This window comes from Undibacterium sp. CY21W, assembly GCF_014284265.1.
GTDB lineage: Bacteria > Pseudomonadota > Gammaproteobacteria > Burkholderiales > Burkholderiaceae_D > Undibacterium > Undibacterium aquatile.
The window spans coordinates 145,792-167,298 of sequence record NZ_JACOGE010000007.1 but is presented as its reverse complement, the minus strand read 5'-3'; the positions used below and the strand labels follow the sequence as shown (position 1 = coordinate 167,298).

The following is a 21,507-nucleotide window of genomic DNA, read 5'->3' as shown; positions in this document are numbered from 1 at the left end:
AACTCCTTTACAGAAGATGCAATTGTGGAATGGCAACGACGAAGCGGGCATTCCATTCTTTGACGGTAGCCAGATCATGCATGATTTCGTCCCGCAAATTCCACGGCAAAATCAGAATTCTGTCAGGTTTATCGGCCAGCAAATGCGCGAGACTGACAATCGGAATCCGGCTACCGGGAAGAAACTTGCCCTGCTTGTGCGGATTAATATCCACGACATAAGGCAATAAGTCAGGCCGGATGCCGGAAAAATTCAGCAAGGTGTTTCCTTTGGCCGCAGCACCGTAGGCGGCAACGCGCAGATTCTGGCGTTTGCAATCTAGCAGGAATTGCAACAGATCGAATTTCGCCTGCTCCGCCCTGCTTTGCACATCACGGTAAAACGGCAGCGCATTCATACCGGCATCACGTTCTTTCGCGAGAATATCGCCAACGCCAGGCTGCACGGCTCTGGCTTTGACATCGGCACGTTGCGCCAGCACACGCAAACTGCCGCCATGTGTAGGCCACTCCTGCACATCAAAAATCTGCAAACCATTACGCTCGAATATCGTTTGCACCGCATGCAAAGACAAATACGAATAATGCTCGTGATACGCGGTGTCAAACTGATTTTGCTGCACCATGTTGAGCAGATGCGGAAACTCAAAACTGGCCACGCCCTCGGGTTTTAACAACAGTGCAAATCCGGCGACGAAGTCATTGATATCAGGCACATGTGCCAGCACGTTGTTGGCCACGGTCAAATCCGCCGACTGCCCTTGCGCGACCAGTTCCTCAGCAAGCTCACGCCCGAAAAAGCGTTCAAGTACAGGAATACCTTTGGATCGTGCAGCATTGGCAGTACTCTGCGTAGGCTCAATACCCAGACAGGGAATGCCTGCCGCCTGAACGTATTGCAACAGATAGCCGTCATTCGCAGCGACTTCCACCACCAGACTCTGGGAATCAAGCGCCAGTTGCGCACGCATGGTCGTGACAAATTGTTCAGCATGACGCAACCAGCTCGACGAACATGAACTGAAATAGGCATAGTCGGCATCAAACAGATTTTCGCGTCCGGTAAAATCCAGTGTCTGCACCAGCCAGCATGCATCGCACACCATCAGTGTCAATGGTAGCCAGACTTCAGCCTGATGCAATGCTTCCGCAGTCAGGTAAGCATTCGACGGCGGCGCGCTCCCCAGATCCAGAAAAGGCTGTGTCAGAGCCTGACCACAATGCCGACATTTCATACGCTCACTCCCTCAAAATCATCATCCAGCAACAGCCACTGCCGGTCTTTGTCAGACATCGCCGTCACCGGCAAAGGCCAGCCTATCGCCAGCCGTTCGTCAAACACATTGAAGCCCATTTCCGCCGTTGGCTGATAAGCGTGACTATGGCAATACAACATTTCAACATGGTCCGTCAGTGTCTGAAAACCATGCGCAAACCCTTGTGGTATCAGGAATGAGCGCTTATTGTCGGCAGACAGCACTTCGGCATGCCATTGCAAAAATGTAGGGGAATCTTTACGCAGATCGACGGCGACATCCCAGACCGCTCCTTGCAGACAGGTAATCAGTTTCATTTCGGCGTGCGGGGGCAATTGCAAATGCAAGCCGCGCACACTGCCCTTTTCCAGCGTCTGTGTGTGATTCACCTGCGCGACACCCTGCGTCCAACCGAATTCCACCAGTTCTTCTGCGCAAAACAGGCGCTGAAAATAGCCGCGCGCATCCGCCAGCGGCCGACGCTGCAAGAGCGACAAACCGATGATCGGCGTCGTCAACAGTTCAAATCGTTGTGCCATACATTTTTATCTTCATCAGCCCGACATTCACTATCCTGATTTGGCGTTATCACTGCCTGTTTTCATATACTCCCCCCACTTTTGAGAAATTTCCCTCTCATCTCCTTGAAAACAAAGGAGCTTGAAATATACCCGGGGGAGTATATAGAAGCCATTTTCCTGCTTTTTTCCTCTTTCTACTTACCTTTGCACCGGATTTTCTGACAGCGTCCTTATTCTGTACCGAGTAAAAATGCGTCCAGGTCGCGCTCACACAAATCGCTGGCGCTCACGCCTTGCTCAAAATCGCGATACCAGCACATCGTGCGGCGCACCGCGCTCTGCAAATCCCAGCGTGCGCGTATGCCCAGTTCACGCCTAGCCTTGCTGACATCCAGCGCCAGCAAACCTGCTTCATGCGGACCAATGATGTCGTGAGCGAAATCGACCTCTCCGCCACCATAAGCGCCCTGCGCCAGTTCAACAACTTCGCGCACGGTGGCGACTTCGTCCGGCCCAAAATTCCAGGCTTCGCCCAGCCCCGGCAAATGGTAAGCCCGTTGCGCCAGGGTCAGATAAGCCGAGACAGGCTCCAGTACATGTTGCCACGGCCGCACTGATTCCGGGCGACGTATCTGCAGACGCTCATGCCTTTGCCATGCACGCACTGCATCCGGCAGCAAGCGATCTTCCGACCAGTCACCGCCACCGATCACATTACCGGCTCTGGCGACCGCAACCGTCACGCCCTGCTCTGCCAGAAACGCCGAGCGATATCCGGCAATTACTAATTCAGAAGCGGCTTTACTCGCGCTATACGGATCATGCCCGCCCAACTCTGCTGTCTCTGGATACGGCGTCAATAACTCGCGGTTACGATAGACTTTATCGGTCGTCACCATCAGCGCCACCCGGACGCTGTTCACACCACGCAAAGCATCCAGCACATTGGCGGTGCCCATCACATTACTGGAGAAAGTATCCAGCGGGTCTTTATAACTCGGCCGCACCAGCGCCTGCGCCGCGAGATGCAAAACGATTTCTGGCTGATTCTCTGCCACGATCTGACGCACCAGCGCAGCATCGCGGATGTCGCCGATATGACTCTGCACGCGACCTGCCAACCCCAGCGCATCAAATAAATCTGGCGAGGTACGCGGTGCCAGCGCCAGTCCAGTTACTGTCGCGCCCATACGCAGCAACCAGAATGCCAGCCATGCGCCCTTAAAACCAGTGTGCCCGGTCAGCAAGACCCGTCGCCCCTGCCAGAAGCTGGGTTCAGGTGCAGGAAATGCGCTGACGTCCCCAGGACTGACTACGCTGGGATTTACCATGTTCGCCATGGCGCCTGCCCTGATTGCCACAAATCTTCCAACAGATTTTTCTCGCGCAGCGTATCCATAGGCTGCCAGAAACCGGCGTGTTCGTAGGCCATGAGTTGCTGCTGTTGCGCTAATCTGGCCAAGGGTTCCGCTTCCCAGCTGACGCCGTCGTCACCAATAAAATCGAGCACTTTGGGAGACAACACAAAATAACCGCCATTAATCCAGCCGCCATCGCCGCGAGGTTTTTCCGTAAAACCGGCGACCTGATCGCCGTCACGCTCCAGCGCACCGTAGCGCCCCGGTGGTAACACCGCCGTCACTGTCGCGAGCTTGCCGTGATTTTTATGAAATGCGATCGAAGCGGCGATATCGAGGTCAGACACACCGTCGCCATAAGTGAAGCAAAAGGCTTCTTCATCCTGCACATAGCGCGCCACACGTTTGAGCCGCCCGCCTGTCATCGTGTCTTCGCCGGTGTCCACCAGCGTGACCTTCCATGGTTCGGCATGTCTTTCGTGCACTTCCATGCGATTGTGTTGCATATCGAAGGTGACATCCGACATATGCAGAAAGTAGTTCGCAAAATACTCTTTGATCAGATAGCCTTTATAGCCACAGCAGATCACAAATTCATTCACCCCATGCGCTGAGTAGCTCTTCATGATGTGCCACAAAATCGGATGACCGCCGATTTCTATCATCGGCTTGGGCTTGAGATGGGTTTCTTCTGATATCCGCGTTCCCAGACCACCCGCCAGAATCACCGCTTTCATTGCGCATTCTCCTTGCAGTAAATCTCCCACATGCCGCGGTAGGCTTTTTCAACATCGCGGGCAAAACCGGGCTCATCCATCAATGGCGATGCTTCCATCTCGGCGCGCAGCGTCTGCCGTAAATGGACAAGGCCATCGACATCGTGTGCAAGGATCAGGGCTTTCTGCGCATATTCCATTTCAGTTTGTGCCACCCATTCGTCGCGGCCCATCCCCCTTAACACGCTGGCACCAATACGTCCGACGGATGGACGATCAGCCAGTGTAATGAAAGGAATACCCATATATATACTCTCCAGCAGCGTCGTACCGGAATTATGCGGAAAACAGTCGAGTCCGATATCAATTTGCTTCAGTACTTCCCATGACGGGCTGGTAAAACCGATCTCCAACCTTGAACGGTCGATACCATATTGCATGAAACGCGACGCCATTTCATCCTGCACTTTGACGTCTTTAAAGTCACCGCTGTTAATAATCAGGCGGGAATTCGGCATCGCGTCCAGTATCGCTGACCAGACCTTCACAACCTTATGATTGATACGGACTGAGCGTGACAGGCTGCCAAAAGTAATCACGCCCGTTTCCAGCACAGGCGGTGGCACCAGCTCAGCTTTACGTACATCCGGACGATAGGTATACGCTGGGCCATCCAGACACCAGACTTTTTCAGAAAACAGGTGGGCGCAGTTATCGGTGACAGTGGCTTTGTCGGTCAGGTAATAATCAATTGCGGTCAAACCCGTGGTGTAGCCGTATTCCAGCCAGTGCAGGGAGACCGGCGCAGGTTTGCGCGCAAAGACACCCAGGCGGTTACTGTTTGTGTGTCCAGCAACATCAATCAACACATCAATACCATCTGCGCGGATACGTTCTGCCAGTTCTGCATCGGTCATTTCGCGGGTGTAGATCCAGTGATCAACCGACTTTTTATAATATTCCGTTGTTTCATCTTCAAACGGCGGATTCGCATACGCATAAACCTCGACCTGACTCTTATCGTGCTTTTCCAGCAAAGGCAGCAGAAAATATTTACAGACCTGGTTATAAAACGCCTGCGCGACATACCCGACCTTCAAACGCTTATTTGGATCGCGTACGTTATCAAAAGGACGCCAGAAGACTTTATTTGGCAAACCAAAACGCTGATCGAAATCCTGATACGCGCCGAAAATGGCTTCTGCGGGTAAGTCAGGGTGGTAATTCAGGCAAAACAATAAATTGCTGAATATTTTTCGATTAAACGAAGACTGCGAGTCTTTTTTAAATGACAGCGCCCGCATATAGGCCTCAATCGCAGGATCGAGATGATTAGCCTCGCGTAGGGCATCGCCGTAGCCCCCCCAGAATTCCGGGATATTCGCACAACGGTCCATCGCTTCATTACCGCATTCAATCGCACGCTGCACTTCGCCATTCTGTCTCAGGGCATCGATCAGGTTCGGATACACCTGAATCAGATCGGGCTGCAATTCTAATGCAGTATAAAAACACTTGATGCCCTCGCTGTATTGATTATTCTCACGATATGCCAGACCTAAATTATTGTGAACATAAGCAAGACTGGGATTAAGACGTACCGCAATCTGCAAAGTATCTACGGCAGCCTGCGTCTGCCCTATCATGCGCAAGGCATTGCCAAGATTATTCTGTGCCACTACCATCGCCGGATCAATTGAGACCGCTTTCCGCAAATAAGTAGCTGCCTCGGCACAGCGCTCCAAAGATATCAGCGCGTTACCAATATTCGCCAGCACATGAGGATTGTTTGGCAATAGCGCCACGGCGTGTTGAAGCGCTTCGTAGGCTTCGGGATATTTCCCCTGTTCCAGGCGGCTGATGCCAAGGTAATCCCAGGCAATACCATCTTTAGGATTAAATCCGGTCAGCCACAGACTGGCAACTTCAAGCTGTTCAAATGAACGACTCTGTATATAACGATTAAGAACCTGATAATAAGCATGCTTATCTGCGTTGAATTGCTGCGCACCTGAAAACGCTTTTTGTAAAAAAAGTAGCGATTCCTCATTCAAGCCGCCTTCAAAAGCTAATTTGGCGAGAAAGTAATTGGCGTCCTGATGCAAAGGATATTGCTGAACAATCCGGAGACAGAGTGCTTTCGCTTTTTCTGCCTGATTAGCCTTATACAAAGCCTTTGCTTCTTTAAATGCATTTCCGGGGTGCAAGCCGACTTTACTCATTATCTATTCTCTTTAAGGTGGCAAAGACCAAAAACATGACCAAAAAATAATTCCCGAGGACATTATGATCATCGAAATTCATTTTAAAGGGAAAAAATAAATGTTTAAGCCCGAATAAAGGGGTGAAAGATATTTAAATTAAGCCCTCAAGAAATTTTAAAAGCTGTCGTTGAGCGGAATATCGCGAAAAACTTAAGCAAAAAAAATAGTATTTATTTGCGGAAACTAGCTAAAAGTTTTTGATTCCCGTCCGTAACCCTTTACAACGGCGGTGCAACAGTCAACAGACAGACCGAAGTTTGAGGTTTTAACGCCGAATTTAATAACTTAGGTAAGGAGTATCAAAATGGCTTCATATATCAATACCAATATTGCATCCATGAATGCACAACGCAGCCTGACTACATCTCAAGGCTCTCTGCAAACATCCATGCAACGTCTGTCATCCGGTCTGCGTATTAACAGCGCAAAAGATGACTCCGCTGGTCTCGCAATTTCTCAACGTATGACTTCGCAGCTGAATGGTCAAAACCAAGCTGCACGTAATGCGAATGACGGTATCTCTCTGGCTCAGACAGCTGAGGGCGATCTGCAACAAATCGGTTCCAACTTACAACGTATTCGTGATCTGGCAGTTCAGGCAGCCAACGGTTCTAACAGTGCATCAGACCGCGCATCCCTGAATAACGAAGCCAGCCAGTTGATCTCTGAAATCAACCGTGTTGCAAGCTCTTCTAACTTTAACGGTGTGAATCTGCTTGACGGTAGCTTTGCAAACCAAACATTCCAGGTTGGTGCAAACGGCAGCTCAAACGATCAGATCAGCATTTCAGCAATTGCCAGTGCAAAATCATCGTCTCTCGGTGTTGGCTCCACATCCAGCTACAAAGCAACTGTAGCAGGTGCAGGTGCTGTAACAACGACAGCTCTGGCATCCGGTGACTTGTCGATCAACGGCTACCAAGTCGGCGCATCTGCTAGTGATGGCGTATCCTTCTCTAATGCAACTGGTAGTGGTATTGCTAAAGCTGCAGCGATTAACGCAATCAGTGGTCAAACTGGTGTGACAGCAACAGTTGGTTCTACAACAGTTGCCGGTACAGCATCAACAAGCGCAACTGCAATCGCTTCTGGTGACATCACAATTAACGGTGTCAATCTGGGTGCATTGAGCGCCTCGACTTCCGGCGCTCAACGTGGCGCACAAGTTGCTGCTGCTGTTAATGCGATCAGCTCACAAACTGGCGTATCAGCTACATTTGATACAACAACTGGTGCTGTTGCCCTGGCAGCTGCTGATGGACGTAATATCACAGTTACAGCAAGTACTAATGCAGCAGCAGCTGCAGCCAATACAGGTATCACCGTATCTGCAACTGGTGCGACAGACATTGCTACATCAACACTTTCCCTGTCTTCCACAAGCTCTGCTGGTATTACTCTGGCAAATGGTACAGGTACAGGTTTGACAGCTGCAAACTTGACAGGTGGCTTCACTTCAGCAGCAGTCACAGTCGGTGCAGGTGTATCCTCTCTGAATCTGAGTACGGCGGCAGGGGCACAGTCAGCTCTGGCAACCATCGATTCGGCGATTGCATCGGTCAATAGTTCACGCGCTTCTTTGGGTGCGATACAAAACCGCTTCACTTCTGCTGTCAACAGCTTGCAAACATCACAAGAAAACTTGGCATCAGCACGTAGCCGTATTCAAGACTCCGATTTTGCTTCGGAAACAGCAAATATGACTCGTTCTCAAGTGTTGCAACAAGCTGGTACTGCAATTTTGGCTCAAGCTAACTCATTACCTAACGGTGTTCTCGCACTGCTGCGTTAATCAATAGCTTCAGTTTTCTATTGATGTAGATAATTCCCCTGATCAGTTATGATCAGGGGAATCTAACTTTGAAGGAAATGATCATGGACATCCCATCGATTGGCAACCCGCCTCAATCGGGGCAATTGATCAGTGACAAAACTGCCGTCACCAACGTACGGTCAGCCCCTCCTGCTAATAACATTAGCGCACCCACGGCAACTGCAGCCGACAATTCTGAGAATAAGAAATTTGACAGCACCGAAGTTAATAAAGCAATCGCTCATATTAACGATGCGCTGCAGGCTCGCTCACAGGATTTACGTTTCAGCGTCGATACTGACAGTAAGCGTGTTGTTGTCAAAATTATTGATCAGCAAACAAATCAGGTGTTACGCCAGATTCCAACGGAAGAGGCACTTGAAATATCTAAATCCTTAGATAAATTAAAAGGATTACTCATTAAGAACGAAGCTTAATCGGTAACGATCTTTTTAAAATAGCAGGTAAAACCCCTTCTTTCATCTCAATTGAACAAGAATCAGATTTGATATAGTAAGGACCTCAAAAGGAGAATTATTGTGGCCATACAATCCACCGGTGTAGGTTCTGGACTTCCCGTTGACACCATTGTCAGCAAGCTCATGGCCATTGAGAGTCTGCCGCTAGCATCTATTCAGAAAAAACAAACAAGTTATCAGGCAGATGTCACTGCATTAGGCGCTTTGAGTGGTTCTGTCAGCTCCTTCCAGTCTTCCCTGATTGCACTGAGCAGTGCGTCCACCTTTAAGACGCTCGCAGCAACAGCAAGTGATACAGCCGTTGCCTCAGTCACAGCAAGCAGCACTGCCAGTGTTGGCAATTACAACGTCAATGTGACCCAACTTGCACAGTCTCAGACTATATCCAGCGCAGGACAAATCAATACTACAGCCTCCATCGGCAGTGGTGCCAGCACAACGTTAAGCGTTCAGTTCGGCAGTATTTCAGGTGGCACTCAGACTGGCGGAATATATAGTGGAGCAACGTTTACGCAAGATGCCAGCCAGGCAACAGGCACAGTAACGATTGATAGCACAAATAATTCGCTGCAAGGCATCCGGGATGCCATCAATAACGCAAAAATCGGCGTGAATGCATCCATCGTCGGTGACGGCAGTGCGACTCCTTATCATTTAGTGCTGAACTCGACCTCAACAGGTGCAACATCAAGTTTGAAAATCAGTGTTGCCGGAGATGCGAATCTGCAAAATCTGCTTTCTTATGATCCCGCCGGCACCCAAAATTTCAAAGAAGTGACTACTGGTCAGAATGCCAACCTGACCGTCAACGGTATTGCCGTTTCCAGTGCGAGCAATAAGGTCGGAACGGCCATTCAGGGTGTGACAATCAACGCTCAGAAAATCGGCACCACATCGATTGCAGTCAATACCAATACGTCGGCAGTGCAAAATAGCATTAACTCTTTTGTCTCTGCCTACAACAGTCTGAACAGCACGATTGCACAACTGACTTCATATAATCCAACGACAAAAGCTGCGGGGGCGTTACTTGGCGACCCAACTGTCCAGGCAATTCAAAATCAGGTACGAAACACTTTGTCAACCGCAGTAAATGGTCTGGGTGGAGGCTTCACCAGTCTGGCGCAGATCGGCATCAGCTTTCAGAAAGATGGATCACTGGCAGTTGACTCCAGCAAACTGCAGACCGCATTAACAAATAATTTTAATGATGTCGGCGGATTGTTTTCGGCAATGGGCAAAACAACAGATAGTCTGACCAGTTTGTCCGGCTCCACGGCCGCAACACAGCCTGGCGACTATGCAATCAAAGTAACGCAGATTGCCACGCAAGGTGTGTTAACCGGTGATGTCAACTTGAATTCGGCATCAACTACGATTGCTGCGGGCACAAAAATTGATGTCAAAATTGACGGCCTCTCCGGCACAGTGAGTTTAGCGGCAGGAAACTACACCGCATCACAACTCGCTTCGATGATACAGTCATCTATCAATGGTACTGCCAGTTTCTCCAATGCAGGTGTCACGGTTACCACCTCAATTGACAGCAATGGCTTCTTGAATATTACTTCGGGCAGTTTTGGTAGTGCGTCCAATGTCAGCCTGACCAGCAATGCTGGCACGAGTGTCAGTGCATTGACTGGAACAGTCAACACGGGAACAACGGGTAAAAATGTCGCCGGTACATTAAACGGCGTCTCAGCTACAGGTTTAGGTCAAATATTGACTGGCGCATCCGGCTCACCTTCTGAAGGCTTGCAAATCTTAGTGAATGGCGGTGCAACGGGTGACCGCGGCAAAGTCAGTTTTTCTCAGGGTTACGCATACAAACTGAATAATCTTGTCACCAGTTTCCTTGGAACGACAGGCACGATCAGTAGTGCAACAAAAGGTATTAACACGACATTAGCGTCACTACAGAAACAAACCGACGAGCTGAATGCGCGCTTGCTTAAAACCCAGAACCGCCTTCAAGCGCAATATTCTGCTCTTGATACTGTCATCTCGAAATTAAACGCAACTCAAAGCTTTTTAACTGCTCAGATTGGCATTCTGAACGGCTCAACGAATAAGTAACAAGCAACTGATAATTTAGAAAACTCAAAGGACTAGCTATGTTTGGCTCATCAAAATCCTATGGTGCAAGTGCATATACAAAAATTGGTGTGGAAACCGGCGTCATAGCTGCCAGCCCCCACAAACTGATCGTCATGTTATTCGATGGTGCGATCACAGCGATTGGAAATGCTTTACAGCAAATGCAAAAGGGAGAAATTGCAGCAAAAGGAAAATCAATTTCCCACGCCATTTCCATTATTGATAACGGCTTGCGTGCCAGCCTGGATAAGCGAGTCGGCGGTGAAATTGCACTCAATCTGGATGCGCTGTATGAATATATGAGCAGACAGCTATTGCTGGGAAATTTGAATAAAGATGAAGAAAAATTACTGGAAGTGCAAACTTTATTACGTGATCTGAAGCAAACATGGGAAACCATAGAACCCGCAGCGCAAGCACCAACGCAGCCGGCTATCAGCGAACACGATCCTTTACAACCACGACAAGTTCACGTTTTTGAGGCCTGATTCATAATGGAAAGCATAGAAATTATTAAGCTGTACGAGAATATTGCCGTACTCACTGATCAAATGTTGAATGCCGCCCGCAACCGAGACTGGGAACAATTGACTGAGCTGGAAAACGATTGCAGCTCAAAGGTTCAAAAAATTCGTGATAATGAGAGTCCGGCATTCTTACCGCCGGAACTCAAAGAGCGAAAAATTCGTGTCATAAAAAAAATACTGGCTGACGATAAAGAAATTCGCGACATTACAGAACCGTGGATGGCTGAATTGTCAAATCTGATGAAAGCGTCAAGTGCCGAACGCAAACTGAATCACACTTATGGAGCCGCAAGCTCGGCGTAACCGATATGCCATACCGCCTCGATAATTCGATTACGACTGCCGATATCGAGGCGGCATCAGCGAGTTCAGGACTCCATTCGCTCAAGCAGGAAGTTGCCTCAAAACTTGCACAACTCGTTGTAGGTCAACAACTCAAAGGGGAAATCCTTACCCGACAAAAGGACGGCAGCTTTACTGTTCGGGTCGCTAATTTTAGCGTTCGCATGCAACTCCCGGAAGGCGTTAAGGAGGGAGACTCAGTCTCGTTGCGTTTAATTTCAACAGATCCGAAACCAACGTTTGCCTTAGAAAGCAAATCTCAAATCCCAGAAAGCTTCATTGCCGGGCAAACCTACACACCTGGCAAAAAAACGCTATCTGATTTTTCAGCTTCGCCTCAGGCAAGACTGGAAGATGCGGGCAAGTTAGCACAAATAAAAACAATTCCCCAATCCACGTCAGCCCTCCCCCATCTGGAGGCTGGCATTCAATCGGACAGCAGCGTTACTTTTTTAAGTACGGCCAGCAAACTGATTGGCACCATTCTGCAGTCTGGAGATGCCAGTACCGAAAGCAACGCGATTGTCGGAAAAACTGCAATACTAAACTCGCAAGTCGATTTAAATAGCATCGAAAAAACGGCTGTATTATTAGAAAAAAAAATCAGTCAGAGTGGCCTCTTTTACGAATCTCACCTCGCAGAATGGGTGGATGGGAAAAAGAATTTAAGTGACTTACGAACAGAGCCCCAGGCTGTACTTTCAGCACTAAGTCAGAATATTGTCAGCGGAGAAAGCAGTCTTACCGCTGGAAATAAAGAATTAATTCAACTCATTCAGCAACAGTTGCGAACCTTGGAAAATCAAAGCCTGCGTTGGCAAGGCGAGCTTTTCCAAGGACAATATATGAAATGGGAAATCAAGAGAGATAAGCCTTCTCATCAAACCAGCGAATTTTCACCTGACGACAATAATTACTGGCAAAGTACCGTCAAGTTTGATTTACCCTCTCTGGGCACAGTTTCAGCAACGTTTAATTTTCGTGCAAATCATTTAAGCTTAAATATCAATGCAGAAAATGAAGCGACGGTAAGCGCTCTTAAAACTCACGCTGGACAACTATCATCCGCCCTGTCCTCTTTAGACACGATTCTGGATAGCCTGAGTGTCAGAAAAAATGACAGCAAATAAGCCCACCGATAAACACGCAGTCGCACTCGCTTACCATAGCGGGGATAGTGCTCCACGGGTTGTTGCCAAAGGCAAGGGAATAATTGCTGATGAGATAATCAGCAGGGCGAAAGAACACGGAGTCCACGTCCACGAATCAAAAGAGTTGGTATCTTTATTGATGAAAGTCGATCTGGACGAAAACATTCCCCCGGTTCTATATATCGCTGTTGCAGAACTGCTCGCTTGGCTTTACCATATAGACAAAGAAAAGTCCGGGGTCGAGCAGGAGACGCCCTGAACGGTACCACCTCTACCATCTTAAAATTTTGACAGATAAGAGCAAATAAAAAACATGCAATCCCCTCCTTCTCTCGGGACTGAAAACCAAAGTCCTTTTCAGGTCGACTCTCGCAGGGAAATTATTTCCTTATTACGCGGCCTGAAAGATAGCAACCAGCTCATCAGCATGTTGATTCACGATGGCGCGGAAGTATTTATCACTTCCATTCTAGACGTTGACGATAACAATAATACGGTAACAGTTGACTGCGCCCCCGGCCAATTGGCCAATCAGAGAATAATTGAAGCACACCGGGTTTCATTTGAGGGTTTATTGGATAAAATCGGCATTCAGTTTTCCACGACAGGTGTCCATAGTGCCGAATTTGAGAACCGTCCAGCTTTACAATTCAGCATCCCGTCAAACCTGATCCGACTGCAACGACGTGAGTATTATCGAATCAATACTCCAGTCTCAACGCCGATTAAAGTAAGCTTTTCTGTTGAGGTGAACGATAGTGTTGAAGTTTTAAAATTATCTCTGGTCGATATCAGTTGCGGTGGTATTGCCGTGCTTGATGAGAAAAAAATCCTCGACTGCACTCCAGGAAAAATCTATGAGCATTGCAAACTGGATTTACCGACAATTGGTCTGATCGATGTAGCGCTACAAATCAGAAACTCTCAAGATCTGGTTTTATTAAATGGAAAAACAAATCGTCGTATAGGCTGCCAGTTTTTCAATTTATCAAATTCAGTGCTGACCAGCGTTCAACGCTACATCATGAAATTAGAAAGAGAGCGGAATTCCAAAATGACTGGAATCCGCTGAAATACCGATCACTTCAATTGTGCTTAAGGTCAGATCTGCATATTCATGATGTCATGATATGCAGTGATTAATTTATTTCTGACTTGCACCGTCGTCTGAAATGAAATGTTTGCTTTTTGCATTGAAATCATGACATCAGACAAACTGACTTTATCGTCTCCTAAGGCAAATTTTTCTCCCAACTGCTGCGACGTCAGTTGAACTTTGTTTACCTGATCTAATGATGCTTTCAGCGCATCTGCAAAGTCTAAGCGTTTGGGCGCATCACTTTCTTCGGTGCGATTGATTCCGCTACCCGCCTCCATTTTCGCAGCCGTCGCTTTTAACTGAGCAACCATTGCGTCAATGCGACTGCTGTCAATGCCAGCCATTTTCATACATTCTCCATAGTCAATAAAGATTGATCTAGCATCTACCTTACCACCTAAAAAATTCTCCATTTCGATAAAAAGATGTACTAATTGACGCTTACTCTCCTGATTGAAATTCAGAATTCAGTGCAAAATCAGTAGTAAGGAAAAAACCAAAATGGCTTCGTAACATGATGCAAATACACTTCTTAATTTTCAATGCTGATCAGGTGATTTATGGCAACCGCTGAAAACATGATCATGGCTCCTGATGAGCTTGTGGAACCAAAAAAAATATTTGGGATTCCGCAAACACCAGGCGTCCGCACAGCAATGCTTTCAGCGGGTGCCGCGCTGATACTGGCGATTATGGCCGGGATCTGGCTGTGGGGGCAGCAACCTGAATACAAAGTGCTGTTTTCAAACTTTAACGACAGGGATGGCGGCGCGATCGTCGCATCCTTGCAGCAAATGAACATTCCGTATAAATATTCGGAAACTGGCAGTGCGATTCTCGTACCTGCGAGCCAGGTACATGATGCTCGCCTGAAACTCGCGTCGCAAGGTTTGCCAAAAGGTGGCAATGTCGGTTTTGAATTAATGGAAAATCAGAAGCTAGGAATTTCCCAGTTTCTCGAACAAGTCAATTTCCAACGTGCACTTGAAGGTGAGTTGGCACGATCAATTCAGGCAGTATCAGCCGTACAGTCAGCAAGGGTGCATCTCGCAATTCCGAAATCTTCCGTTTTTATACGTGATCAGCAAAAACCAACAGCATCGGTATTATTGAATTTATATCCAAGCCGGATTCTGGATCAACAACAAGTCAGCGCTATTCTGCATCTGGTCGCCAGCAGCGTTCCGGAACTGTCAACCAAAAACGTCTCGATTGTGGATCAAAACGGTAATTTACTTTCGGATATGAATAAACAAGCTGGAAGCAACAATCTTGATCCATCCCAGCTCAAATACGTACAGGAATTTCAACAAAATATTGTCAAACGCATCGAATCTATTATTTCTCCGATAGTTGGCGCGAATAATGTTCGTGCAGAAGCAACTGCAGATATCGATTTTTCAAAAACTGAACAGGCAGCGGAAAGTTATCGTCCGAATTCGCCACCCGAGGCATCCACAATACGCAGCCAGCAATCCAGCGAAAGCTACAATAAAAACAATAATGCATCCGGCATTCCCGGCTCACTGACCAATCAGCCACCAGTGCCAGTAACAGCGCCGATTGTGGCCAGCGGCACTCCAACGTCTGCTTCAGCATCAAACGCAGGGCTTGTACAAAAAGACTCCACCATCAACTATGAAGTTGATAAAACTATCCGCTACACGCAGCAGGGAATGGGTGGCGTAAAACGATTGTCCGTCGCCGTTGTTGTGAATTACAAGAACGAGACCGATAAATCCGGAAAGATTACGACCAGGGCGCTGACGGATATTGAGAAGGCACAAATTACCGATCTGGCGCGCGAAGCGATGGGATTTAATAAAGACCGTGGCGATACTCTGAATGTTGTTAATAGCCCATTTGCCGGTCCGGAAAAAGAAACTATAGTAGAAGTACCATTCTGGAAACAACCAGAAACAATCCAGTTAGCAAAAGAACTGGGGAAATACTTATTAATCGCCGCAGTTTTCGCCTATTTATTCTTTGGCTATTTGAAACCCATGTTGTACAAAATTATGGGCAAAGACGTCGCCGAAGAAAAAGCTAAAAAAGAAGCTGAAGAAGCGGAAAAACTCACCTCGGCTGAAAAAGAATTACAGCAGGAGGAAGACGATGATACGTATGTCAATCTCTCCAGCGAAGAAGAAATACAAGCCGCAAAACAAGGAAACAGTTATGAGTTAACCTTGGACATGGCTAAAGAATTAGCAAAAAATGACCCGAGAATTGTTGCTAACGTAATCAAGACATGGATTAACAATGAGTGATGATGGCGTACAAAAAGCAGCAACCTTCATGCTTGCGCTTGGTGAAGACGGTGCTGCAGAGGTAATGAAATTTCTGGGCCCACGTGAGGTGCAGAAAATTGGCGCTGCTATGGCGACAATAGGTGCAATCCCCCACGAGCGCATAGCGAAGGTTCTCGACGAGTTTAAAGCAGCCGCAGATCTCAGCTCATCTGTCGGTTTAGACTCTGACGAATATATCCGCAATGTGCTCACCAAAGCACTGGGTGACGACAAGGCATCGTCTTTATTGAATCGTATCCTGGGCGGAAAAGACGCCAGCGGCATTGAAAGTCTGAAATGGATGGACTCAGCGTCGGTTGCCGACCTGATCAAAAATGAACACCCTCAGATCGTCGCAACGATTTTAGTTCACCTGGAAAGCGATCAGGCGTGTGAAATTTTAAATAATTTCTCAGAACGCTTAAGAAATGATGTTGTTTTGCGCATCGCTACGCTCGATGGTATTCAGCCAGCTGCACTCAGAGAGTTGAATGACGTTCTCACCAAACTGCTGACTGGTAATGAAAGCCTGAAGAAAAAATCAATCGGTGGGGTCAGGGCCGCGGCAGAAATATTGAACTTCATGAGTGGTGAAAACGAAGCGTCTGTTATGGATAATCTGCGCAAATATGATGGTGACATGGCAGAAAAAATCATGGATGAGATGTTTGTTTTTGACAATATCATGGAAATTGATGACAAGGGTATTCAGTTGCTGCTGCGCGAAGTGCAATCCGATTCGCTGATCATCGCACTCAAAGGCGCCAATCAGGATATGCGGGAAAAAATCTTTAAAAATATGTCTCAACGTGCCGCTGAAATGATGCGCGAAGATCTGGAATCCAAAGGGCCGGTCAGATTATCTGAGGTGGAAGCGCAGCAAAAACAAATTCTGCTCGTTGTGCGTCGACTCGCCGATGAAGGCCAGATTATGTTAGGCGCGAAAGGTGAAGACTCTTATGTCTAGTGTCTTACGAAAAGACGACGTTTCGGCTTACCAACGATGGGAAATGGCATCATTTGGTGAAACGCGCCCTCATCACATTCCAGAGCCCAAACACGAACCCGAGCCAGCCAGGTTCGCTCCGACTGTATCGGAACATGAACTGGAAGAAATACGTGAAAAAGCAAGACAGGAAGGCTATGCCGTTGGCTATCAGGAAGCCTATGAACGCGGTCTGATTGAAGGACAAGAGGCAGGACAGCGCATGGCGACAGAAAGTATGCAGCCTGACCTTCAAAGCATGCGTGACTTGTCAGAAAAATTCTCAACTGAATTAGGCGAAGCAGGAAAAGCGACAGGCAAAGACTTACTTGATCTGGCGATCAGTCTGGCATCAACAATTTTAAAAACGCGGATAGAATTGGATGAAAATATCATTCTCCCTATCGTTGAGGATGCGATCGCGCAATTACCGTCAGTACAAACAAATGCAAGCATCAGTTTAAATCCTGCCGATGCAAACATCGTTAAGAATAATCTCGGCGACACATTGATCGCCAACGGCTGGCGTATTATCTCCGATCAACAACTGTCTCGCGGTGACTGCAAAATTGAAACATCTCAAAATCTCATCGACTCCAATATTGAAACCCGATGGGAACGCTTAACAGCCATGATGCGAAAAAATGCATCGGATTCAGAGTAAATCCCATGGACACTGCTTTCACAGACCAATGGAAATCTATTCTGACTGGCAGCAAAGATCTGCTGGTCGGAAATGATGCTGTTCAACCCGCCGGCAGAGTCACTAAAGTCACAGGCTTAGTTATGGAAGCCGTCGGTTTGCGCTTGCCGGTAGGAAGTGCGTGTTCTATACATTTAGCGGGCGGTGCGAAAATCGAAGCAGAAGTTGTCGGTTTCGATGGAGACAGGCTGTTCCTGATGCCTCATAGCGACCTCGAAGGTGTTACTCCCGGCGCTCCGGTTTTTGCCGAAGAGTCACGACAAACATCCAGTCATCCACTCAGAAGACCAAGCGACAGAAGCCGTCAACTTCCAGTCGGTTACCAGCTATTAGGACGTGTACTAGACGGCAATGGACGTCCGCTAGATACACTTGGCGCCCTGAAAACGACGGAATCCGCGCCACTTGCCGCGCGGATTTACAACCCGCTGGAACGGGCACCGATTGTCGACACACTTGATGTTGGCGTTCGCGCGATCAATAGTATGCTCAGCGTTGGACGAGGACAACGTCTTGGTTTGTTTGCCGGTTCGGGTGTTGGTAAAAGTGTGCTGCTCGGAATGATGGCACGGTTTACTACCGCAGACATTATCGTCGTCGGACTGATTGGTGAACGGGGGCGCGAGGTAAAAGAATTTATTGAACAGATTCTTGGCACAGAGGGGCTGGCAAGGTCGGTAGTCGTAGCAGCGCCAGCGGATGCTCCGCCATTATTGCGTTTACAAGGCGCTGCGTACGCAACAACAATCGCCGAATATTTCCGAGATCAAGGACACAGCGTTCTACTGATCATGGACTCATTAACACGATATGCGATGGCGCAACGCGAAATCGCTCTGGCGATCGGCGAACCACCTGCAACCAAAGGCTACCCTCCTTCGGTTTTCGCAAAATTACCTGTGCTTGTCGAACGGGCCGGCAATGGCAAAGAAGGCGGCGGTTCGATTACCGCGTTTTACACAGTACTGACTGAGGGCGATGATCAACAGGACCCTATCGCGGACTCTGCACGAGCAATTCTTGATGGTCATATAGTCTTGAATCGCACATTGGCTGAGAGCGGTCATTACCCCGCCATTGATATCGAGCAATCTATCAGCCGGGCGATGCACAGCATCACGACTCCGGAACATCAGCAACTTGCCAGAAAGTTGAAACAACTATATTCAAGATACGAGCGCAGCAGAGATTTGATCAGCGTTGGTGCTTATGCGCCAGGCTCAGATCCCTTGCTTGACGAAGCGATTCGGCTGCATCCGCGAATCATCGCATTTTTACAGCAAGATATTACTCAGAAATGCAGCATATCAGAGAGCTTGGATGGACTTCGGGCTCTATTCCAAGGATAGATAATTTTAGTTAGCTCTATACTTAGGTACAGATGGCAAAGAGATCACCAATAAACACTTTAATTGAGATTGCGGACCGGGAAACCGATGACGCGGCGAAGCGCTTGGGACAAGCCATTCGGTATCAGGAAGAAACGCAAAGTAAGCTGAATTTATTAATCCAGTATCGAGATGATTACGACAGCAAATTCCAGGCCGCTGCTGCTGCTGGTATCAGTGCCAGCCAATATGGAAATTTTCTAGGGTTTTTAGCCAAACTGGACAGTGCCGTTGAAGGTCAAAAAGAAGTGATACGAAATGCTGAATCAAAAGTTCAGGCAGCGAAACTTGATTGGCAAGGGAATGAAAAGAAACGGCTGTCATATAACACCCTCGATCACAGGGTAAAAATGGTGCAGCAAAAAAAGGACGCCAAATCGGATCAGAAACAAACCGACGATTTTGCTGCACGGGCGTATTTTTATAAATCAGAGTAGCAACTTAATAACGGCAACATCTATGCAAACACTCAATATTGTCAGCGCACTCAACAATCAGAACAGTGCGGCGAAAACGAGCAAGAGCAATCCAGTGGTGAATGCTGATAACTCTTTTAATAAGCTGCTCAAGAAAGAAATAAGCGGAAATAAAGCGACGTCAGCGCCTGCCCCAAGGGAAACAAATAGCAAATTACCTACAAAAAATGTCGAGCCACCTAAGCAAGACGCTGTAACGCCGCCTGAAGAATTGAATGACGCTAGCACTGCGCTGAAGAAAAGCGAAGATACTGAAAAAGAAGACACTCAAACGGAAAAAAAAGAAACGGATGACGGCGATCATCAGTTGATACAATTATTTAACGCCTTAAATGATATTTCCAAGTTGGTACCGACAAAATCTGGCGATGATGCCTTGTTGAAAAGCGACACAGGCGTCATTTCGGATGCATCAAACAGCGGCTTATCGCTACAGCCACTGAACGAAAAAAATGTGTCCCCGTCTGCGGGAATATCAAAAGAAGCCGCCTTTGACGTCATCGTCAGCAATACCCTATCAGCCCGCCTGGAGACAACCGCCCCCGAGCTCACAGCCGAAACTCCAGTGACAGATACGTCCCAGATTGTAAAAGACAAAGGAATAGGATCTGACACATCAACATCATTTGCAGATCACCTGGAGCTTAAATCAGAAAAAGGTGAGCCGCTCAAGTTGCAAACAAGCACTCCACAGGATGTATCGCCGAAAACAAATGTCTCTGCCGATAAACTGGAACGATCTATTGATCAGCTTGCGTTAAGCTTACGAAAAGATGAAGCGATGAGCCCGGCCAACGTCCAACAAGCGCCGCCACAACAACAGCTTAACGCTACGCAGAATGCGACGCTCACCGGTGCCGTTTCTGCTAACCAGATATCACCCCCACTGAATTCGTCCACATGGGATAAAGCGGTGGGACAAAAAGTAATCTGGATGGTAGGCGCCAGCATGCAATCGGCTGAGTTAACTCTGAACCCACCTGATCTGGGTCCATTACAAATCGTATTGAATGTCACGAACGATCAGGCAAACGCAACTTTTATCTCCGCACATCCAGATGTCAGGGAGGCACTGGAGGCTTCTCTGCCTAAATTGCGTCAGATGATGGATGATGCCGGAGTCCAACTATCAGGTTTCTCAGTCAACGCAGAAGCATCTAATCAGGGGCAGCAAAGTCGCGAATTCAGACAAACAAATCCATCCACCTCAATTGTCAGAAATGGTGGGAGCGAAAGCGTTATCAGCAACCAACCTATATCCGACGTCAAAACGACCAAAATAATCTCTCGCATTGGGGCTGTCGATACGTTTGCATAGTGCTTAGTTGAAAAACTTGTCTCTCAAACAGGTAGAATAAAGAAATAAAGCATTTAACCGGGAATAATGCGTTCTTCATGCATAGGCCGCATTATTATTTTTTCAGAATTGAAAAGATGAGTGGTATTTGTCCATCTTTTCTACTGTTATTCGGTGCTTTTTTTCGAAGATAATATAAGAAATAGCGGAAAAATACCGCTGCTTGAGAGGAAAAATATGGCGAAGAAACCTGCTAAGGCAGCTCCCGAAACCGGTGAAGCTGCTCCAGCAAAATCAAAGAAAAAATTAATTATTATCATTGCGGCCGCGGTACTTGTTCTCGGTGGCGTCGGTGGTGGTGCTGCTTTCTTTTTATCGAAAAAATCTGCGTCAAAAGAAAAAGAGCACAAAGCAGAACCAGCGAAGGCGCCGGTATTTCTTCCTTTAGATGCGTTCACGGTAAATCTGCAATCAGATAGCGGCGATAAGTATTTGCAAATCGCGATGACACTTCAGGTCGAAGGTGAAGATCAGTCATCACTGATTAAAGCAAATATGCCTCAGGTGCGCAGTCGCTTGCTGTTACTTTTATCGAGCAAAGATGCCAATGATATTCTCTCCACTGAGGGCAAAGATAAACTGGTAGACGAAATCATTGAAAAAGTTAATCAACCTTTTACTGCGAAAGGTGAACCGCAAAAAGTAACGGGCGTTTTCTTTACTTCCTTTGTAGTTCAATAGCACT

The 21,507-nt window shown here is 47.6% G+C and carries 21 protein-coding genes; 15 read left to right on the top strand and 6 right to left on the bottom strand.

The features are described from left to right. Window positions 1-7 precede the first annotated feature (7 nt). From H8K29_RS16090 to H8K29_RS16070, 5 genes are all read right to left on the bottom strand, one after another. The gene (locus H8K29_RS16090; RefSeq protein WP_186898397.1) at window positions 8-1,234 is read right to left on the bottom strand and encodes a class I SAM-dependent methyltransferase; all 1,227 of its coding nucleotides are present in this window, start codon (window positions 1,232-1,234) and stop codon (window positions 8-10) included. Then, entirely contained in the window at window positions 1,231-1,794 is a 564-nt protein-coding gene (locus H8K29_RS16085) for a dTDP-4-dehydrorhamnose 3,5-epimerase family protein (protein WP_186898396.1), read from the bottom strand. Before H8K29_RS16085 ends, H8K29_RS16090 begins: the two co-directional genes overlap by 4 nt. A 212-nt stretch (window positions 1,795-2,006) precedes the next feature. Further along, the gene (gene rfbG / locus H8K29_RS16080) at window positions 2,007-3,116 is read right to left on the bottom strand and encodes a CDP-glucose 4,6-dehydratase (RefSeq protein WP_370527211.1); all 1,110 of its coding nucleotides are present in this window, start codon (window positions 3,114-3,116) and stop codon (window positions 2,007-2,009) included. Next, complete coding sequence (gene rfbF, locus H8K29_RS16075) at window positions 3,101-3,871, bottom strand: glucose-1-phosphate cytidylyltransferase (RefSeq protein WP_186898395.1); 771 nt, start codon at window positions 3,869-3,871, stop codon at window positions 3,101-3,103. Before rfbF ends, rfbG begins: the two co-directional genes overlap by 16 nt. Next, window positions 3,868-6,072 carry a glycosyltransferase family 41 protein gene (locus tag H8K29_RS16070; RefSeq protein ID WP_186898394.1) on the bottom strand — a complete coding sequence of 735 codons (2,205 nt, stop codon included), beginning with the start codon at window positions 6,070-6,072 and terminating at the stop codon, window positions 3,868-3,870. The genes rfbF and H8K29_RS16070 overlap by 4 nt, the downstream gene beginning before the upstream one ends. A gap of 346 nt (window positions 6,073-6,418) precedes the next feature. On the opposite strand from H8K29_RS16070, the gene H8K29_RS16065 reads away from it, so the two are divergent. The 8 genes from H8K29_RS16065 (at window position 6,419) to H8K29_RS16030 (ending at window position 13,595) form a co-directional block, all read left to right on the top strand. After that, a complete protein-coding gene (locus H8K29_RS16065; RefSeq protein WP_186898393.1) occupies window positions 6,419-7,906 on the top strand; it encodes a flagellin in 1,488 nt (495 codons plus the stop codon). Between the two features lie 83 nt (window positions 7,907-7,989). Continuing rightward, complete coding sequence (locus H8K29_RS16060; protein ID WP_223826880.1) at window positions 7,990-8,364, top strand: flagellar protein FlaG; 375 nt, start codon at window positions 7,990-7,992, stop codon at window positions 8,362-8,364. A gap of 102 nt (window positions 8,365-8,466) precedes the next feature. After that, entirely contained in the window at window positions 8,467-10,482 is a 2,016-nt protein-coding gene (gene fliD, locus H8K29_RS16055; protein WP_186898392.1) for a flagellar filament capping protein FliD, read from the top strand. Between the two features lie 38 nt (window positions 10,483-10,520). Further along, entirely contained in the window at window positions 10,521-10,991 is a 471-nt protein-coding gene (fliS, locus tag H8K29_RS16050) for a flagellar export chaperone FliS (RefSeq protein WP_186883509.1), read from the top strand. Between the two features lie 6 nt (window positions 10,992-10,997). After that, a complete protein-coding gene (locus tag H8K29_RS16045) occupies window positions 10,998-11,333 on the top strand; it encodes a flagellar protein FliT (protein WP_186883510.1) in 336 nt (111 codons plus the stop codon). A 5-nt stretch (window positions 11,334-11,338) separates the two neighbouring features. After that, window positions 11,339-12,502: a flagellar hook-length control protein FliK gene (locus H8K29_RS16040; RefSeq protein ID WP_186898391.1), complete on the top strand. Its 1,164-nt coding sequence runs from the start codon at window positions 11,339-11,341 to the stop codon at window positions 12,500-12,502. Beyond that, a complete protein-coding gene (locus H8K29_RS16035) occupies window positions 12,489-12,782 on the top strand; it encodes an EscU/YscU/HrcU family type III secretion system export apparatus switch protein (RefSeq protein ID WP_186898430.1) in 294 nt (97 codons plus the stop codon). The genes H8K29_RS16040 and H8K29_RS16035 overlap by 14 nt, the downstream gene beginning before the upstream one ends. 54 nt (window positions 12,783-12,836) lie before the next feature. Then, on the top strand, window positions 12,837-13,595 hold the full coding sequence (locus H8K29_RS16030) for a flagellar brake protein (RefSeq protein ID WP_186898390.1): 759 nt from the start codon (window positions 12,837-12,839) through the stop codon (window positions 13,593-13,595). Window positions 13,596-13,624: 29 nt separating this feature from the next. Here the strand turns inward: H8K29_RS16030 and fliE are convergent, their stop codons facing one another. Beyond that, complete coding sequence (gene fliE / locus H8K29_RS16025; RefSeq protein WP_186898429.1) at window positions 13,625-13,972, bottom strand: flagellar hook-basal body complex protein FliE; 348 nt, start codon at window positions 13,970-13,972, stop codon at window positions 13,625-13,627. Between the two features lie 210 nt (window positions 13,973-14,182). Here fliE and fliF point away from each other — a divergent pair, with 210 nt between their 5' ends. The 7 genes from fliF to fliL all read left to right on the top strand — a co-directional run bounded on the left by fliF (window position 14,183) and on the right by fliL (window position 21,503). Continuing rightward, window positions 14,183-15,892: a flagellar basal-body MS-ring/collar protein FliF gene (fliF, locus tag H8K29_RS16020; RefSeq protein WP_222611505.1), complete on the top strand. Its 1,710-nt coding sequence runs from the start codon at window positions 14,183-14,185 to the stop codon at window positions 15,890-15,892. Then, window positions 15,885-16,880, top strand: a complete 996-nt coding sequence (fliG, locus tag H8K29_RS16015) for a flagellar motor switch protein FliG (RefSeq protein WP_186883514.1) — start codon at window positions 15,885-15,887, stop codon at window positions 16,878-16,880. Before fliF ends, fliG begins: the two co-directional genes overlap by 8 nt. Beyond that, entirely contained in the window at window positions 16,873-17,562 is a 690-nt protein-coding gene (locus H8K29_RS16010; protein ID WP_186898389.1) for a flagellar assembly protein FliH, read from the top strand. Before fliG ends, H8K29_RS16010 begins: the two co-directional genes overlap by 8 nt. A gap of 5 nt (window positions 17,563-17,567) precedes the next feature. Beyond that, window positions 17,568-18,950 carry a flagellar protein export ATPase FliI gene (gene fliI / locus H8K29_RS16005; RefSeq protein ID WP_186898388.1) on the top strand — a complete coding sequence of 461 codons (1,383 nt, stop codon included), beginning with the start codon at window positions 17,568-17,570 and terminating at the stop codon, window positions 18,948-18,950. Between the two features lie 32 nt (window positions 18,951-18,982). Further along, window positions 18,983-19,426: a flagellar export protein FliJ gene (fliJ, locus tag H8K29_RS16000; RefSeq protein WP_186898387.1), complete on the top strand. Its 444-nt coding sequence runs from the start codon at window positions 18,983-18,985 to the stop codon at window positions 19,424-19,426. A gap of 97 nt (window positions 19,427-19,523) precedes the next feature. Further along, on the top strand, window positions 19,524-20,783 hold the full coding sequence (locus tag H8K29_RS18225; protein ID WP_186898386.1) for a flagellar hook-length control protein FliK: 1,260 nt from the start codon (window positions 19,524-19,526) through the stop codon (window positions 20,781-20,783). 216 nt (window positions 20,784-20,999) lie between these two features. After that, complete coding sequence (gene fliL, locus H8K29_RS15990) at window positions 21,000-21,503, top strand: flagellar basal body-associated protein FliL (RefSeq protein ID WP_186883519.1); 504 nt, start codon at window positions 21,000-21,002, stop codon at window positions 21,501-21,503. The last annotated feature ends 4 nt before the right edge of the window (window positions 21,504-21,507 follow it).

Bases quoted from the DNA above. Each gene is read 5' to 3' on its own strand.
- H8K29_RS16070 (WP_186898394.1), bottom strand. From the start codon at position 6,072: ATGAGTAAAGTCGGCTTGCACCCCGGAAATGCATTTAAAGAAGCAAAG.
- H8K29_RS16045 (WP_186883510.1), top strand. From the start codon at position 10,998: ATGGAAAGCATAGAAATTATTAAGCTGTACGAGAATATTGCCGTACTC.
- fliG (WP_186883514.1), top strand. From the start codon at position 15,885: ATGAGTGATGATGGCGTACAAAAAGCAGCAACCTTCATGCTTGCGCTT.
- H8K29_RS16030 (WP_186898390.1), top strand. From the start codon at position 12,837: ATGCAATCCCCTCCTTCTCTCGGGACTGAAAACCAAAGTCCTTTTCAG.
- H8K29_RS16040 (WP_186898391.1), top strand. From the start codon at position 11,339: ATGCCATACCGCCTCGATAATTCGATTACGACTGCCGATATCGAGGCG.
- fliS (WP_186883509.1), top strand. From the start codon at position 10,521: ATGTTTGGCTCATCAAAATCCTATGGTGCAAGTGCATATACAAAAATT.
- H8K29_RS16065 (WP_186898393.1), top strand. From the start codon at position 6,419: ATGGCTTCATATATCAATACCAATATTGCATCCATGAATGCACAACGC.
- fliE (WP_186898429.1), bottom strand. From the start codon at position 13,972: ATGAAAATGGCTGGCATTGACAGCAGTCGCATTGACGCAATGGTTGCT.
- rfbF (WP_186898395.1), bottom strand. From the start codon at position 3,871: ATGAAAGCGGTGATTCTGGCGGGTGGTCTGGGAACGCGGATATCAGAA.
- fliL (WP_186883519.1), top strand. From the start codon at position 21,000: ATGGCGAAGAAACCTGCTAAGGCAGCTCCCGAAACCGGTGAAGCTGCT.
- H8K29_RS16090 (WP_186898397.1), bottom strand. From the start codon at position 1,234: ATGAAATGTCGGCATTGTGGTCAGGCTCTGACACAGCCTTTTCTGGAT.
- fliI (WP_186898388.1), top strand. From the start codon at position 17,568: ATGGACACTGCTTTCACAGACCAATGGAAATCTATTCTGACTGGCAGC.
- H8K29_RS16010 (WP_186898389.1), top strand. From the start codon at position 16,873: ATGTCTAGTGTCTTACGAAAAGACGACGTTTCGGCTTACCAACGATGG.
- H8K29_RS16035 (WP_186898430.1), top strand. From the start codon at position 12,489: ATGACAGCAAATAAGCCCACCGATAAACACGCAGTCGCACTCGCTTAC.
- fliF (WP_222611505.1), top strand. From the start codon at position 14,183: ATGGCAACCGCTGAAAACATGATCATGGCTCCTGATGAGCTTGTGGAA.
- fliJ (WP_186898387.1), top strand. From the start codon at position 18,983: ATGGCAAAGAGATCACCAATAAACACTTTAATTGAGATTGCGGACCGG.
- H8K29_RS16060 (WP_223826880.1), top strand. From the start codon at position 7,990: ATGGACATCCCATCGATTGGCAACCCGCCTCAATCGGGGCAATTGATC.
- rfbG (WP_370527211.1), bottom strand. From the start codon at position 3,116: ATGGCGAACATGGTAAATCCCAGCGTAGTCAGTCCTGGGGACGTCAGC.
- H8K29_RS16085 (WP_186898396.1), bottom strand. From the start codon at position 1,794: ATGGCACAACGATTTGAACTGTTGACGACGCCGATCATCGGTTTGTCG.